The sequence below is a fragment of the Pseudovibrio sp. Ad26 genome (assembly GCF_001623285.1).
In the GTDB taxonomy this organism is placed as follows: Bacteria; Pseudomonadota; Alphaproteobacteria; order Rhizobiales; family Stappiaceae; genus Pseudovibrio; species Pseudovibrio ascidiaceicola.
This window is the reverse complement of sequence record NZ_LMCE01000015.1, coordinates 1-14,698: the sequence shown is the minus strand read 5'-3', so window position 1 is coordinate 14,698 and position 14,698 is coordinate 1. Positions and strand designations below refer to the sequence as shown.

Below are 14,698 nucleotides of genomic sequence, written 5' to 3'. Positions count from 1 at the left end.
CTTAGTAGACGCGGGCTTTCGGTGCGATCTTCTTCATGTCGATGCCGCCTTGTTCAAAGGTGGTCAACGGCTCAAGAACAACCGGACGGTAGCTCAAGGTCACCTTGCCATCCTCAGAGAGGTGGGAGATGGTGTGCTTACGCCACTCTTCATCATTACGACCATCGAACGGACCATCTTTGTAATCTTCACGAGCATGCGCACCACGGCTCTCTTTACGCGCTTCAGCGCCGTAAACAGTTGTGATTGCATTTGCCATGAGATTTTCAAGCTCAAGAGTCTCAACGAGATCAGAGTTCCAAACCATAGAGCTATCCGACACGTGAATGTCTTGCATTTCACCCCAGATCGCGGAGATGCGCTTACAACCTTGCTCCAAGCTCTCCTGTGTACGGAACACAGCAGCGTCTTCCTGCATGGTCTTTTGCATCTTCGAACGCAACTCAGCAGTTGGGGTAGAGCCCTTAGCAAAGCGCAGTTTGTCAAAACGAGCCATGATTTTCTGACTGGAAGCTTCGTTAGGCTCTGGAATTGGAGCTTCACGGTCAACAACTTCACCAGCACGGATAGCAGCAGCACGGCCAAACACAACAAGATCGATCAGAGAGTTTGAGCCGAGGCGGTTTGCTCCGTGAACGGATGCACATCCCGCTTCACCAACGGCCATCAGGCCCGGTGCGAGTGCGTTTGGATCTTCTTTGGTTGGGTTCAGCACTTCGCCCCAATAGTTGGTTGGAATGCCGCCCATGTTGTAGTGCACAGTCGGAAGGACCGGAATTGGGTCCTTAGTCAAGTCCACACCAGCAAAAATGCGTGCGCTTTCAGAGATACCTGGAAGGCGCTCAGCCAACAGATCAGGATCAAGGTGATCCAGATGCAGGAAGATGTGGTCTTTATTTTTGCCAACACCACGGCCTTCGCGGATTTCCATCGTCATACAACGGGAAACAACATCACGAGAAGCAAGGTCTTTGGCAGAAGGAGCGTAACGCTCCATGAAGCGCTCGCCTTCGGAGTTTACCAGGTAACCACCTTCACCACGAGCACCCTCTGTAATCAAACAGCCGGAACCGTAGATGCCAGTTGGGTGGAACTGTACGAATTCCATATCCTGCAATGGCAAACCTGCACGGGCTACCATACCGCCGCCATCACCTGTACAGGTGTGGGCAGATGTTGCAGAGAAGAAGGCACGACCATAACCGCCGGTTGCCAGCACAACCATCTTCGCAGAGAAGCGGTGGATTGTACCGTCATCAAGGTTCCACGCAATAACGCCTTCACACTTGCCATCTTCAGACATAATGAGATCAAGCGCGAAGTACTCGATGAAGAAATCAGCGTTGTGACGCAGAGCTTGACCGTAGAGCGTGTGCAAAATGGCATGACCGGTACGGTCAGCTGCTGCACAGGTGCGCTGTACTGGAGGCCCTTCACCATAATTTTGCATATGGCCACCGAACGGACGCTGGTAGATCTTACCTTCTTCCGTACGTGAGAATGGAACGCCGTAATGCTCAAGCTCATAGACCGCCTTTGGCGCTTCACGAACGAGGTATTCCATCGCATCCGTGTCACCAAGCCAATCAGAGCCCTTAACAGTGTCATACATGTGCCACTGCCAGCAATCTGGCGTCATGTTCTTCAAGCTTGCTGCAATACCACCCTGCGCTGCCACAGTGTGGGAGCGAGTTGGAAACACCTTGGAGATACAAGCTGTTTTCAATCCCTGCTCAGCCATACCGAGCGTCGCCCGAAGGCCAGCACCACCAGCACCTACAACCACAACGTCAAACTTGTGGTCTACAAACTCATAGGCCTTGCCGCTCTGGCTTGGCGCTGTCGATACACCGGTCTGTTCAACCATCTAGATCAGCCTCCGAAGCTGATTTTAAGCACTGCAACCACGGAAGCGAGTGCGATAAAAGAAGCGAAGAAAATGTTTCCCATAATAAGAAGAAGCTTGAGCCCTTCTGAATGGAAATAATCTTCGATGATGACTTGCATGCCCAGCTTCATGTGCAGGCAGCCGACCAAGATCACCAAAAGCAGCAAGGTGGAGATGATCGGGTTTTGAAGAGCTTCAGTGAAACTCGCATAATCAGCGCCTTGAAGCGCGATAACGAGGATAACAAAGAAGGAAATGAGGAACACATTCGCGACAGCAGTCAAACGCTGACGCCAGAAATGTGACGTTCCGTCCTTAGCAGAGCCAAGGCCGCGAACTTTCCCGAGCGGAGTGCGCATATCGGTCATTGATCTCTCCTTAAGCGACGATGAAACCGATGATCCAGAGGATCACGGTAAGAGCAACAGAGCCTACGATCGTTGCGCGAGCCATCCAGTTCGCTGCAGACAATTCAAAGCCATGTCCCATGTCCCAGATAAAGTGACGCAGACCGCCAATCATGTGGTGCACAAGTGCCCAAGTGAAGCCGAAGAGGACCAGACGGCCCAGGAAGGAACCGAACATGTCCATTGCAAATTGATAGGACTCAGGACCTGCTGCTGCGCAGATGAGCCAGAACGCCATCAAAATCGTTCCAAAATAAAGCGCCGCCCCGGTGATGCGATGTAGAATGGACATCACCATCGTCACGATCGGCTTATAGATCTGAAGATGGGGCGATAATGGCCGGTTGGCCTTGAGGTCAGCGTTCGCCATAAATCTCTCTCCCGTCCCTGGTTACAGTTACGCTTACGTAAACGTAACAAAACAAGGCGTTGTATGAGGTTCTAATACCTTCAGTTTCGGGGTGCGTCAAAGCATCCTATGCGTCTAATTGCTTTTTCTACTAGGTTTGCCCTTAAAATTGGCCGAAATGATTAGATTTTGCGGTGTAAATTTTGTTGTTTTCTACCTGATCAAGTAACAAGAATCTGGCAGTTTATTATCTTGAGTTTTGTAGTCATATTTTAATTTACTGAAATTACGAGAAATTTTTCAGAAAATCACTTAAAGTCAAATTACGTTTACGTAAACTTTATTTAATGTGAACGAGCTGACGCAGCCCTATACTTCAAATCTAGAGCGGCCAATCCTGATTTCCAGTTTATGTCCTTTAAAAGGCTTCGCATGCCTCTGATTTGCTACTCACATAAACACACTTCTCAAACTCTATTAGCTAGCAAAATGAAGCAGAGCAGGTGTAGTCCTGCTCCGCCTCCGTACTATGCTATTGTAAGTTAAACTCGCAGTACTCCACACCGCTTTCATGCAGCGTTGAAGAGATACATTTGAGGTCAATCCTTTCAGAGACATTCGCAAACAACGGTGTCCCAACCCCGCAGAGGACAGGTGCAACTTTCAGGCGTAGGACATCAATGAGTTTGGACGTAGCCAGCAAACCAGCAAACATTCCTCCTCCGCAAAGGTAGATGTCGCCGCCCTGCTCTTTCTTCAGCGCGGAAATGTGCGTGGTGAAGTCTGCTCGCACAGCTTCAACCTCTGCATCTACTGGCAACTGAACTCCCTCTGAGAAAATCAGATGCCGCATATGTGGGTAGGCTTTTGCACCAGCAGGCAGACCATACTGATAGGCGAACTCGTAGGTATGGCGTCCCATGATGACAGTGTCATACGTTGCTAAACGCTCATTGTAAGCGTCTACATGATCTCCAGTGTGGGGGAAGATTGAAACATCGCCGTTTGGGCCAGCAATAAAACCGTCGCGACTAACGGCGACGTCATAAATAATGCGTCTCATAAAGACTCCATCAAAAACAAATAGACATCAAGCACCGCCCACGTGAATCGCGAGAGTGCCGTTCAACAGAGTTGAGTTGTCTTAGTTGTTCACTGACAGAGTCCTCCTCATTGCTGCATTGCAGGTTCAAACAGATTTCTCATGGGGTCAACCTACGAGAAACGCAGACCAGTCAAATAGAGGGAATAGGGAGTTGATGTGATATTTGTGTAATAACAGACAGACAAGCATTACCCCCTCAAATCTCACAGTTCAGCGTTCTTCAGAGCGCTTTTTCCATGTATCTAACGGTCTTTCCTTTTCCTTCCAGTTCAGCTTCCCCGACGATTTGGAAACCTAGTGAAGCATGGAATGCGTCTGATGCAGGGTTTGGAGGATCTGAGTTTACCTCGCATACGATGCGCTCATATCCCTTTGCTTTCGCGAAGCTGAACAAGTCATCGTAGAGTTTGCGTGCAATGCCTTGTCCGCGGGCTGCTTTAGAAATCACAATCCGATCGACATATAGAAAATTATCGTAGGCTACGCAGAACCATTTGAAATTAATCGAAGAATAATCACCGTCCTGATCGTATGAGATAAGAAGGCCGACTTCCTTTTCAGCAACTCTTACATAGGTCGCCTTTTCGATCAGCTCTGCAAAGCCATCACGTGTCAAAGAGGACAGTTCGACAGCATGCTCTTGGTTCAGAGCATGCATCCAGGTTAGATCACCAGCAATAAAGCTTCGAATAAGCAATGCAGCTACTTCCAGTTATTTCTTAAAATTGTAGTTATTTTCGAGTCTAGACGGATAGATTGCGTTTCGTGCGCAATGTCTTGAAAACGTGCACCATAAAGATCGTCGCAAACAGTGGCGTGATCAGGTTTACGATTGGGATGGCTAGAACAAACGCAACAATCAGCCCGGCAGCGAATACGGTTCCACCTTGCGATTTACGGAACGCCTTTGCTTCTTGCGGCGGCATGAAACGCATTGCTACGAACTCGAAATATTCGCGACCAAGCAGATATCCATTCACGAGCAAGAATGCGATCTGGCCAATACCGGGAATGAAGAACAGCATCAGAGCGAAAATGTTGGCGACAATGATTACACCGACAAAACGAAGAGCCGTTACAATAGACTCGCCAAGCGGCAATGCTTTGCCCCGCCTCTCATTTGGATAGGAGTGCTCTTCAACAAGTTCAGAGATCTGATCTTGATAGAAGGCGACGACCATGGCCGAAACCGGTGCAAGGATATAGCCGAGACCAATTAATGCGCCGATGCCTGTTACGATACTGACCGTCGTATCCTGCCAGTCCTGCGGTAAGTCTATGAAGTACCCGACTACGCCCTGAATAGCGATCCAGACGACAAGAAGAAGAAGCAATGTCAGCCCTAAGGCTTTGAAAAATATGCTTCTGAACTGCGGTTCAAAAACCTGCGAAAATGATTTTATAGCTGCCGATAACATCTCTTGTGCCAAATTTATGAAAACAGATGGCACTTAGATAAGCATTTCTCCGCGTAGCAACAAGAGCTGACACTCGTAAAGCAGCCTGCCATCCATCAGGATCAACAGGCTGCTTTAGTTCTTTATATCAGAGCGCTCTCAAGCTTACTGGGCGAGTGCCATCTCATCTATCAGCTGCCACTTCAGGCTCTCGATATTAGCGGAACACCTCTCAAGATCGACTGGATCAAAACGGAACCAGCAACCACCTCCAACATTCGGAGGCTGATCGAAGGCGCGGTCGATGGCATTGTTGGCGAGGTGGCATTTGAGCAGTGTTCCCACACCTCCGTGGCCAGAAAATAGAACAGGTTCGCCACTGGGAATTGCGGTGAGCGCCTGTTTAATTGCAGTGACGACACGACTTTGCGCATCCAACGCCCGTTCCCAACCACGAACGCTCACAGCAGGGCGGCTGAAGAACTCATCGGCGACATGCTCAAATTCATCTGGCTCAAGAAAACCGGTTGAGCTGCGATCATTTTCGTGAAGGCCTGCGGATGTAATCAGTTCCATACCTAGGTGGCTCGCGATAATCTGGCCAGTTTCGATGGCCTTTTTCTCGCGACTGGAAATGACATGATCGATTTCCAAAAGCCATGGCTGGCGCAGGCCTTGTTCTAAACGTTCGCGACCTTTATCCGACAAATCCCAGTGCGGAACTGGGGTTGCCGGGTCGATGTCAACATTTGGGTGGGTCAAATATATACAGTAAGTCATGGCACCTCCCCGGTGCCATCAGGCACCTGTTAAATAACCACTGGCTCTACTCGTCCATGGGTCATTTTTCCTCGATATATTTCTTGATCAAATGATGCGCGATAGAGATGTCAGGGGGACAAATTAATCCCGACTCTGCTTCACCTTGGAGCATCTTCAGTGTCTCCTCTTTAGAAAACCACTGACAATCCTCCATTTCTTCATAGTCGATATTCAAGTCAGTCGTCAGAGCTTCACCGTGGAACCCGATCATAATATTTGATGGGAATGGCCATGGTTGGCTGGCGACGTATTCAACTTTGCCGACTTTTACGCCTGCTTCTTCAAAAACTTCACGGCGGACAGCGTCTTCGAAGGTCTCGCCCGGCTCCACAAAACCAGCAAGCGTTGTGTAGACATTTTCCATCAGATGGTAAGGACGACCCATCAGGCATTTGTCCCCGTGGGTGATCAACATTATCACCGCGGGATCCGTTCTTGGGAAATGCTGCGCTGAGCAGGATGGACAATCCCGGCGATAACCAGATTCGGCGAGTTTCGTTGGCTGACCGCATTGAGAACACATCTTATGGGTGGAATGCCATCGGCCTAACGATGCAGCCTGTGCCATCATTCCAAGCACTCTCTGGCTAGCTGCTCGTTTTATCGCTATTCCGCGCAGTCCATAGGCTGCGAAAGTCCCGAGTTTTTCCAGCTCCTCATCAAGTGTTTCAGCATCTGCAGTGTAACGAACGCCAAAGTATGGGCGGTTTCCATCAGTCTCGTCAATGCCGAGAAAGATTGTCGTCGCATCAGTGACATTCAGAGATTTAAGCGTCTCTACGGGATGGATCAGAGGCTCATTCGTGACCTCTTTGTTGAAGATGAAAGCGTCGTTTGCCTGAATTAGAAAGCGGGCATCCGGACTCGCTTCTAACGAGTTAACCCATTCAGTATCCTTACGTTTTTCACCACAGCGATTAAGCGAGTTGGCAGAATAACAAAGAGCTGCAGAGGCGTCATACACCTCAGCTGTATCGGCCAGCATTTCGAATTCCTTAAATTATAAACTTATGTAAAGTGAACCCGAGATAGCACTGAAATGCAATGTTGTGGCGGCATTTTCTGAATTCGGATTTGGCAGAACTCTCTGAAGATTCACAGTCTCGTCCACAGTAGCAAGCGGTAAACATCAATGAACGCTTGCAAAATACAGGTAAAACGACCATATACACGTTCGGGAGGTTGGTGGTGGACGAGCCACTCGCCAACCGGGTCAGATCCGGAAGGAAGCAGCCCTAACGAGTCCATGGCACGGGTCATCGTGCCAGCCTCCCACCTAATTTTCCCCGCGCCCATACTCGACAAGCGGCCGGTCTTCGTCTTGAATGGCCGGGAGTAAGTTTTACCTTGCCTTTGAAGTGGCTGAGGATTTGGGCGATATGGACGGAATAGACCTTCAAGAAGAGCACCAGACAACAACAGGCGCGGAAGATAAATCTTCCAGCAGCGATGGTGCGTATCGCGTTCTCGCCCGAAAATATCGACCTAGTACGTTCGATGATCTTTATGGTCAGGAGCCGATGGTTCAGACTCTGCAGAATGCATTTGAGACTGGCCGTATCGCGCAAGCCTGGATGCTAACCGGGGTTCGCGGTGTTGGTAAAACAACGACGGCACGTATCCTTGCTCGCGGCTTGAATTACGACATTCCGGGTGAAATCGATAAACCAACCATACACTTAGACAAAATCGGCACTCATTGCCAGGCGATCATGGAAGGGCGTCATGTCGATGTGATCGAGATGGATGCTGCGTCTCATACTGGTATTGATGATATTCGCGAAATTACCGAAGCAGCACGGTACCGTCCAGCGAGTGCGCGCTACAAAGTGTACATCATCGATGAGGTGCATATGCTCTCCAAGTCGGCGTTCAACGGGTTGTTGAAGACGCTGGAAGAGCCGCCGGAGCATGTGAAATTCATTTTTGCAACCACAGAAATCCGCAAGGTTCCTGTAACTGTCCTCTCTCGTTGTCAGCGGTTTGACCTGCGCCGGATTGAGAGCTCTACGCTCGTTTCTCTGCTGCGCGAGATCTCCGGCAAAGAGGGCATAGAAATTTCTGATGAGGCGCTGGCTCTGATTGCTCGCGCTGGTGAAGGTTCTGCTCGAGACAGTTTATCTCTGTTGGATCAAGCTATTGCGCATGGTGCAGGCCGCATTGAGCCGAATGAAGTGCGCCAAATGCTGGGCCTTGCTGACCGCAGCCGGGTGATAGATCTGTTTGAGCACGTGATGCGCGGCGACATTGCCAGCGCTCTGGATGAGCTCAAAGCCCAGTATGATGTGGGCGCCGATCCGGCAGCTGTCCTCTCTGACCTTGCAGACTTTACCCATTTGGTGACTCGTCTGAAAGCGGTGCCGAAGGCGGGTGAAGAGAACTCTGTGACTGAGAGCGAACGGCAGCGTGGGCGGGACTTTGCTGAAAAGTTATCGATGCGCGTTCTTTCCCGGACATGGCAGATATTGCTGAAGGGAATTAACGAAGTACAGAACGCGCCTAAGCCGTTGGCTGCGGCTGACATGGTTCTGGTGCGCTTGTGCTACGCCTCTGATCTTCCTGATCCGGAAGAGGCGCTCAAGCTGCTGAAATCTGGTAAGTTCTCCCCGGCTGGTGGCAGCGCGCCTACTGGCAACGCGCCACAGGGCGGCGGTGGATCAAGCGCCAGCGCGGCTCCATCCGGTGGCGGCTCTGCACCGCAATTGCGAGCCGTAGCTGGCGGCCAACCGATGACGCAAGCTATTGGTGCTGCACCGCAATCAGCCCCTCAGATGCGACAGGCCGAGGAAGCGAAAGAGAAGATCGCGATCCGCTCATGGGCCGAGGTTGCTCAACTTGCAGCCCGCATGAAGGACATTCCAGTCAAGGTTTCTGTCGAGCGTGCGCTGCGTCTTGTTAACTTCCAGCCGGGACGCATCGAAGTGCAGCCGACTGAGATTGCAACAGCTGATGCGGCTGGAGAGCTGGGCCGAAAACTGACGGAATGGACAGGTCGTCGCTGGATTGTTGCGGTTAGTCGTGACCAAGGCCGACCGACTTTGCATGAGGAAAAAGAAGCTAACCAAAGACAGTTGGTTTCGGATGCACATTCTGATCCGGAAGTGGTGAAACTTATTTCTGCCTTTCCCGGGGCTAAGGTTGTTGACGTGCGCATTTTGAAGCAGGAGGAAGATCTCCCCCTTGAAGCGGCGTCCGAGCCTGTCGACATAGAAGACATGGACTCTATGGATTTCACCCAAGATTTCTAAGGTTTCTGTGCTATGAAACCTTATGAACCGAATTGATAGAGCGCTGATGTGCGCTCAAGAGACGTTTAAGGAGCGAGTCGATGGACTTTCTTAAAATGATGAAGCAAGCCAAGCAGATGCAGGAAAAAATGGGCGAGCTTCAGGAGACTGTAAACGACCTTTCTGTTGAGGGAACCTCAGGCGCAGGCATGGTCACCGTTACGTTGAATGGTAAAGGTGAAATGACTGGTTTGAAGATTGATCCTTCTCTCATCAATGCTGATGAAGTTGAGATCCTGGAAGATCTTATCCTCGCTGCGCATAATGATGCGAAGGGAAAAGGCGAAGCTTTGGTGCAGGAGCGTACGCAGGACATGATGTCCGGTATGGGTCTGCCAGCTGGCATGAAACTCCCGTTCGGCTCTTAAGATCTTCAAGGCTACGTGTTGCCAAATCACCGCGACCCTGCGCAGATTTGGCCGTAGACCTGAAACGGATTTATTCCCTCTTGCCCGCCTCTTCAGGCGGGCATAGTTTATCTGGCATTGTCTCGCAAAACTGCTTTGCGGGTGCCTTTTCTTTCTCGCAGAGAGCATAGATTTTAGATGAGTACACGCAGGGTTGCTGGTCCCGAAATTGAACGCCTGATACAGCTGCTGTCCAAGCTGCCCGGCCTCGGCCCGCGCTCGGCCAGACGTGCTGCTTTGCACCTGGTTCAGAAGAAAGATCAACTGCTTATCCCGCTGGCCGAAGCCATGGGCGTGGCCGTTGAGCAGGTCGGCATCTGCTCAGAATGCGGTACCGTGGATACCAGTGATCCTTGCACCATTTGCTCTGATCCGCGCCGGGATGGAGCCACTATTGTGGTGGTTGAGGACGTCTCTGACCTTTGGGCGCTGGAGCGGGCATCCGCTGTGAGTGCACATTATCATGTCCTCGGTGGCACCCTGTCTCCGCTGGACGGTATTGGCCCGGATGACCTCAACATTTCCAAGTTGGTTGAGCGTATTGAGGGCGGTGCGGTGAGCGAAGTTATCCTCGCTGTTAACGCGACCGTTGAAGGGCAGACCACTGCGCATTTCATTACGGACCAGCTTGCGCGATTTGAGAATGTGAAAGTGACCCGTCTTGCCCATGGCGTGCCGGTTGGTGGGGAATTGGACTACCTTGACGAAGGCACGCTGGCGCAGGCTTTGCGAGCAAGAACAAAGTTTTAGCAGGTTTCTTGCTCTGTGCTTATGCGGGTATTTCCGCCGCTTAAGTCGTTTGCGTTGCTATGTGCGTTGATTTGAAAGATTTGCGTATTTATTGCGTTGAACAGGATTTTTGAAAATGGACACGTCTTCCGCCAAACCAACCCAGTTTTTCATCCGCAAAACCCAGCGCAACGATGTGGACGAACTGCTCGCTCTGCTCAACCGGATTATTGAGGCCGGGGGGACAACTGCGCTGGAGAAGCTGTTGAACAAAGGTGAGTTCATCGAGTGGTTTCTTGAGGCTGACATTTTAGAGAGCACTGTTTGCGCGATTGACCGTGACAGCGGCGAGCCACTCGGCTTTCAGATCGCCAGCCATTATGGAGATATCCCCGCTGACTGGGTTGATATCGGCACCTTTGTGAAACCGGGTCTGCATAAGAGCGGCATCGGCAGTGCGTTGTTCAAAGCAACACTTGCCAATCTGGAAGGTAAAGGCCTCACCACCATCAACGCCACCATCCGCGCCGACAACACCGGTGGCCGCGCCTACTACACCTCCCGCGGCTTCAAAGACTACAAAGTACTGGAAGCAGTTCCGCTCTCTGACGGGACACCGGTAGACCGGATTTGTAAGCGGTTTGATTTGGGGTGAGCCATTAATTTTCGATTTGTTTGAGGTAAGTGATGTCTTTTAATGAACCAAAGAGCAGGCTTAAAGACCTCCTCATAGAGCCTCGAGAAGAACTTAATGTAGAAATTAAGAACTGGCTTGATATTCAGCATTCCAAAGAAGATAAAGCAACATTAGCGAAAGCTATTATTGCTTTAGCGAACCATGGCGGGGGATTTATTCTAGTTGGCTTAGAAGAGAGGGAAATCTCCGCATCTGAAGCAGCGGGACGCCCACCGGCTCTAGACCGTTACAACCAAGACATAATCAACGGAATTGTATCAAGTTACTGTGACCCAGAGTTCCATTGCTCGGTACATTTCGAACGTCATCAAAATCAATCCATTTTCCCTATTATTTCTGTTCCTGGAGGCCATCAAGTGCCGGTTCGTGCTAAACGATCTGGACCGAATGAAAAAACAATTCAGAAAAATGCAATTTATATGCGCAAGATTGGGCCTAAAAGTGAGACACCCCAATCATCGCGGGAATGGGACGAACTTCTCCATAAGTGCTTGTTGAACCGGCGAGAGGATCTCTTTGAACAGATAAGAAGCATTGTTACAGGCTCTGTTCGACAAGTAGACCCAGTTGCAAATGACGAAGCATTAAGCAAATGGTCGAAACGCTGCTTTGCGCGCTGGAAATCACTCGCACATCATCTTCCAGATAACTCAGCTCCCCGAATGCCCCATGGGTATTACTATTTCAGCTATGAACTAAAAGGGGACCGAAAGGAGTTACCATTATCACAACTACCGAAGGCACTACAGCAAAGCGAAACAAGGCATACTGGCTGGCCACCGTTCTGGTACCCAACAAAAGCAGGCATCACACCGTACCCAATTGATAACACAATCGAATGTTGGTTAGGTAATGACGCAGAATCTTCTTTTCAATTTGACGATGCTGCTCACTCTGATTTTTGGAGAGTAAATCCGGAGGGGTTTGCATTTCTGATGCGTGGGTACCAAGAAGACGGAGATGATTTGTGGGGAGCAAGTCCTGCTCCGGAAGCTGGTACCATGCTGGACGTCACCTTACCAATTTGGCGCATAGGCGAAACTCTATTGCATGCGAAGCGCCTAGCATCACACCTATTTGATGGACCTACCACACTTCATTTTTCGGCCTTTTATTCTGGTTTAGAGGGACGTTCACTAGGTGTATTAAGCAAAGATCGCGTTTTCCATGAAAAGCGTACTGCACATCAAAACTCAGTGTTTCTCAGTACCCATGTCGAAACACAAACAATCGAGGCAAATTTGCCAGAGATTGTACATCCGCTATTATCTCCTTTATATGAGCTGTTTGATTTCTATGAACCATCGATAGAACTTGTCGCTACAGAGCTAAACCGGATGCGATCAGGTAAATTCTAAATTGTTGAACATCCTGTCATTGCCATTTTGCTTGCATGTGTACTAATCGGCAACCGGCGGCAAAGGGAACACTATCCCTGATTTTTCAGGGGGTGGACGTCATGTGGGTGGCACTGGTATTTTTAGGGAGGCGCTGACCTGCGGCGGGTGGTATAGCCGCAGACCAGCAGGGCACCGTTTGGCGAGGATGCGGGGTGGATTTGCGTTTCGCCATTGGTACCGGAGGCAAGTGGTACGGGTTTGTGCCATTTACCCATCACAGTGCTGTTGAACGAGCTCTGCGTGGTCAGGGGTACCGATCACGTAGAGCGCGCTGCACGATTAAGCCATTTTCTAAGCCAGTCCTTTTTTACGAGGCTGGCTTTTTTCTTTGCTCCTGTGCATCTCCCTTATCGAAAACCGATGGGTTTTTCGGGAGGGTGCCAGCGAGCAAAGCGTCATACGGCTTAATCAGGAAGCGGAGTTTTTGTGTTCATTGGCTGCGGATGAGCGACTCGCTCTAACATTCCGCAGCTTTTTCCCAGCGCTTCGAGGTGATCGCGGAAGGCGTGATGCAAAGTGAACAGGGCATCGCGCTCACTGGAGTGCTGCATTCTCTCTGTCAGCACAAGGTGCTGAATATACGAGAGGTTCTGCAAATCCGAAACAGCGACGATGACTTCGTCAATTTCATTTTGGAAAGTATTTGTGGCGCCACAGGCGCATGCGGAGTCGGTCATTCTCAATCCCTCTGTAAGTAGGGTGTTGAAGAACCGCGCGACAGCAAGACTTTCTAGGGTCCGCTGGCGAGCGGGAGGCTAGAAACCTGCAAACAGACAGGCGAGTTTATTCCCCTCCGAAGAAGGTATTGTATTCACCGCCCTCCCGCTCATAGCAATAGGTTTGCGCGCTACCTATAAAGCAGGCACAAAAAATCCGCTAGTCGACGGGAGCGGTTACCGCTGTTTGGAGGAGGTTTCTAGGCCTCATGTATGAATGTGGAATTAAAACCACAGGTTGTCAAATTGACAATTTTTACAGGAATGTGGATGGCGGGAGTTAGCAAGGCGTTTGTGTCGTGGCTTATGCCTGAGCGTGTCGCTCTGGATCCCGGATTTGCGCTGCGCTTGTGCGGGATGACGACGGGTGGCGTGAGAACCCTTTGGCGGGCGGGACGTTCGAAACCTGCAGACAGTCAAGCGGGTTTATTCCCCTCGAAAGGGTATTTTATTCACCACCCTCCCGCCCATAACAAAGGGCTTGTGCGCTTCATGCATGAGGATGGGATGAGGCAATTACTCTGTCAAACTGGTAGTTTTGACAGGGATGCAGTTAGTCGCGCTTGTCCGGGAAGACGGAGGGTGGTTGTGGTTGTTCGTTAAAGCTTGTAATCACCTCCCGATAAGAAGGAGGGGCGATGTCCTGGCTCAATGAGCATAGGAATTACAATCAGAGTTCCCTTATTAGCTTTGAAGATAAGGAGCTGCGGGATCGATGAAAAAGTATGGCCGCACCTATCACTTGCCCAGCTCTCCCGGTGTTATGAGCGATGACAAGATCCTGAAGGATTCGACGGCTCTGGCAAGCGCCGCAGAAGTTGTCTTTACCGAGAAGATGGACGGTGAGAACACGACTATTCTGCAGAATGGATGCCATGCGCGTAGTCCTGACAGTGGGTATCACCCTTCCCGTGATTGGATGAAAGCTTTTGCGGCAGGTGTTTCGCCATGCCTTGCTGAAGATGAGCGGATTGTTGGTGAATATCTCTTCGCACAGCATTCAGTCTCCTATGACAGCTTACCCACTTACTTTCTGGGTTTTGCCTGGATCGTTGATGGCGTCACACAAAGCTGGGATGCGACATTGGGCCGTTTTGCAGAGCTTGGCATTACCCCTGTTCCGGTGCTGCACAGGGGTTTGTTTACTCCAACCAGCGTCGAAGCTGTGTTGAATAAGTTGGATCTGAACAAGCAGGAAGGCTTTGTCGTCAGAACCACTGCGAGTTTCCAAGAGACTGATATGGCAACACATATGGCCAAATATGTGCGAGCTGATCACGTTCAGAGCGACACACATTGGATGCATGGTGAAGTCATCAAGAACAGGCTAGTGAAGGGCTAGCGGTTCCAACGCCCGCCGATCTGGATCCCTGTGTGTTTGTTTTGTGCTTGAATGGTAGCGAGGCGGAGGTCGTTGGGTCCCAGATCAGAGCCCAGCACGGCTTTAGATCGTGACGCGGCCAGACCCCGCCTCGCATGTATTACCAAACCTGA

15 protein-coding genes and 1 other RNA gene are annotated in these 14,698 nt (G+C 50.4%); 7 read left to right on the top strand and 9 right to left on the bottom strand.

Annotation, left to right across the window (positions count from 1 at the left end; translation table 11 throughout):
• Position 1 precedes the first annotated feature (1 nt).
• The 8 genes from sdhA to nudC all read right to left on the bottom strand — a co-directional run bounded on the left by sdhA (position 2) and on the right by nudC (position 6,953).
• Complete coding sequence (sdhA, locus tag PsAD26_RS02880; protein WP_057462992.1) at positions 2-1,867, bottom strand: succinate dehydrogenase flavoprotein subunit; 1,866 nt, start codon at positions 1,865-1,867, stop codon at positions 2-4.
• 5 nt (positions 1,868-1,872) lie between these two features.
• A complete protein-coding gene (gene sdhD, locus PsAD26_RS02875) occupies positions 1,873-2,256 on the bottom strand; it encodes a succinate dehydrogenase, hydrophobic membrane anchor protein (protein ID WP_063309209.1) in 384 nt (127 codons plus the stop codon).
• Between the two features lie 10 nt (positions 2,257-2,266).
• Positions 2,267-2,665, bottom strand: coding sequence for a succinate dehydrogenase, cytochrome b556 subunit (gene sdhC, locus PsAD26_RS02870; protein WP_063309208.1), 399 nt, complete (start codon positions 2,663-2,665; stop codon positions 2,267-2,269).
• 511 nt (positions 2,666-3,176) lie between these two features.
• Positions 3,177-3,707 carry a dihydrofolate reductase family protein gene (locus tag PsAD26_RS02865; protein ID WP_063309207.1) on the bottom strand — a complete coding sequence of 177 codons (531 nt, stop codon included), beginning with the start codon at positions 3,705-3,707 and terminating at the stop codon, positions 3,177-3,179.
• Positions 3,708-3,969: 262 nt separating this feature from the next.
• Positions 3,970-4,446, bottom strand: coding sequence for a GNAT family N-acetyltransferase (locus tag PsAD26_RS02860; protein WP_244278138.1), 477 nt, complete (start codon positions 4,444-4,446; stop codon positions 3,970-3,972).
• 46 nt (positions 4,447-4,492) lie between these two features.
• On the bottom strand, positions 4,493-5,167 hold the full coding sequence (locus PsAD26_RS02855; RefSeq protein WP_063309377.1) for a sulfate transporter family protein: 675 nt from the start codon (positions 5,165-5,167) through the stop codon (positions 4,493-4,495).
• A 144-nt stretch (positions 5,168-5,311) separates the two neighbouring features.
• A complete protein-coding gene (locus PsAD26_RS02850) occupies positions 5,312-5,926 on the bottom strand; it encodes a histidine phosphatase family protein (protein WP_063309206.1) in 615 nt (204 codons plus the stop codon).
• A gap of 61 nt (positions 5,927-5,987) precedes the next feature.
• Positions 5,988-6,953 carry an NAD(+) diphosphatase gene (gene nudC, locus PsAD26_RS02845; protein ID WP_063309205.1) on the bottom strand — a complete coding sequence of 322 codons (966 nt, stop codon included), beginning with the start codon at positions 6,951-6,953 and terminating at the stop codon, positions 5,988-5,990.
• 192 nt (positions 6,954-7,145) lie between these two features.
• Here nudC and ffs point away from each other — a divergent pair.
• The 6 genes from ffs to PsAD26_RS02815 all read left to right on the top strand — a co-directional run bounded on the left by ffs (position 7,146) and on the right by PsAD26_RS02815 (position 12,446).
• Positions 7,146-7,244, top strand: an RNA gene (gene ffs / locus PsAD26_RS02840) — signal recognition particle sRNA small type.
• Between the two features lie 49 nt (positions 7,245-7,293).
• Positions 7,294-9,216 (top strand): DNA polymerase III subunit gamma/tau, encoded by a 1,923-nt coding sequence (locus PsAD26_RS02835; protein ID WP_063309204.1) that lies wholly within the window; start codon positions 7,294-7,296, stop codon positions 9,214-9,216.
• Positions 9,217-9,296: 80 nt separating this feature from the next.
• Positions 9,297-9,623 (top strand): YbaB/EbfC family nucleoid-associated protein, encoded by a 327-nt coding sequence (locus PsAD26_RS02830; protein ID WP_057463002.1) that lies wholly within the window; start codon positions 9,297-9,299, stop codon positions 9,621-9,623.
• Between the two features lie 177 nt (positions 9,624-9,800).
• A complete protein-coding gene (gene recR, locus PsAD26_RS02825; protein WP_063301671.1) occupies positions 9,801-10,412 on the top strand; it encodes a recombination mediator RecR in 612 nt (203 codons plus the stop codon).
• A 115-nt stretch (positions 10,413-10,527) separates the two neighbouring features.
• The gene (locus PsAD26_RS02820; protein WP_063301672.1) at positions 10,528-11,046 is read left to right on the top strand and encodes a GNAT family N-acetyltransferase; all 519 of its coding nucleotides are present in this window, start codon (positions 10,528-10,530) and stop codon (positions 11,044-11,046) included.
• A gap of 32 nt (positions 11,047-11,078) precedes the next feature.
• Complete coding sequence (locus tag PsAD26_RS02815; RefSeq protein ID WP_063309203.1) at positions 11,079-12,446, top strand: RNA-binding domain-containing protein; 1,368 nt, start codon at positions 11,079-11,081, stop codon at positions 12,444-12,446.
• A 446-nt stretch (positions 12,447-12,892) separates the two neighbouring features.
• On the opposite strand, the gene PsAD26_RS02810 is transcribed toward PsAD26_RS02815, so the two are convergent.
• Entirely contained in the window at positions 12,893-13,165 is a 273-nt protein-coding gene (locus PsAD26_RS02810) for a hypothetical protein (protein ID WP_063309202.1), read from the bottom strand.
• A gap of 754 nt (positions 13,166-13,919) precedes the next feature.
• On the opposite strand from PsAD26_RS02810, the gene PsAD26_RS02800 reads away from it, so the two are divergent.
• Complete coding sequence (locus PsAD26_RS02800; RefSeq protein WP_063309200.1) at positions 13,920-14,546, top strand: RNA ligase family protein; 627 nt, start codon at positions 13,920-13,922, stop codon at positions 14,544-14,546.
• The last annotated feature ends 152 nt before the right edge of the window (positions 14,547-14,698 follow it).

Bases quoted from the DNA above. Each gene is read 5' to 3' on its own strand.
- sdhA (WP_057462992.1), bottom strand. From the start codon at position 1,867: ATGGTTGAACAGACCGGTGTATCGACAGCGCCAAGCCAGAGCGGCAAG.
- sdhD (WP_063309209.1), bottom strand. From the start codon at position 2,256: ATGACCGATATGCGCACTCCGCTCGGGAAAGTTCGCGGCCTTGGCTCT.
- sdhC (WP_063309208.1), bottom strand. From the start codon at position 2,665: ATGGCGAACGCTGACCTCAAGGCCAACCGGCCATTATCGCCCCATCTT.
- PsAD26_RS02865 (WP_063309207.1), bottom strand. From the start codon at position 3,707: ATGAGACGCATTATTTATGACGTCGCCGTTAGTCGCGACGGTTTTATT.
- PsAD26_RS02855 (WP_063309377.1), bottom strand. From the start codon at position 5,167: ATGTTATCGGCAGCTATAAAATCATTTTCGCAGGTTTTTGAACCGCAG.
- PsAD26_RS02850 (WP_063309206.1), bottom strand. From the start codon at position 5,926: ATGACTTACTGTATATATTTGACCCACCCAAATGTTGACATCGACCCG.
- nudC (WP_063309205.1), bottom strand. From the start codon at position 6,953: ATGCTGGCCGATACAGCTGAGGTGTATGACGCCTCTGCAGCTCTTTGT.
- PsAD26_RS02835 (WP_063309204.1), top strand. From the start codon at position 7,294: ATGGCCGGGAGTAAGTTTTACCTTGCCTTTGAAGTGGCTGAGGATTTG.
- PsAD26_RS02830 (WP_057463002.1), top strand. From the start codon at position 9,297: ATGGACTTTCTTAAAATGATGAAGCAAGCCAAGCAGATGCAGGAAAAA.
- recR (WP_063301671.1), top strand. From the start codon at position 9,801: ATGAGTACACGCAGGGTTGCTGGTCCCGAAATTGAACGCCTGATACAG.
- PsAD26_RS02820 (WP_063301672.1), top strand. From the start codon at position 10,528: ATGGACACGTCTTCCGCCAAACCAACCCAGTTTTTCATCCGCAAAACC.
- PsAD26_RS02815 (WP_063309203.1), top strand. From the start codon at position 11,079: ATGTCTTTTAATGAACCAAAGAGCAGGCTTAAAGACCTCCTCATAGAG.
- PsAD26_RS02810 (WP_063309202.1), bottom strand. From the start codon at position 13,165: ATGACCGACTCCGCATGCGCCTGTGGCGCCACAAATACTTTCCAAAAT.
- PsAD26_RS02800 (WP_063309200.1), top strand. From the start codon at position 13,920: ATGAAAAAGTATGGCCGCACCTATCACTTGCCCAGCTCTCCCGGTGTT.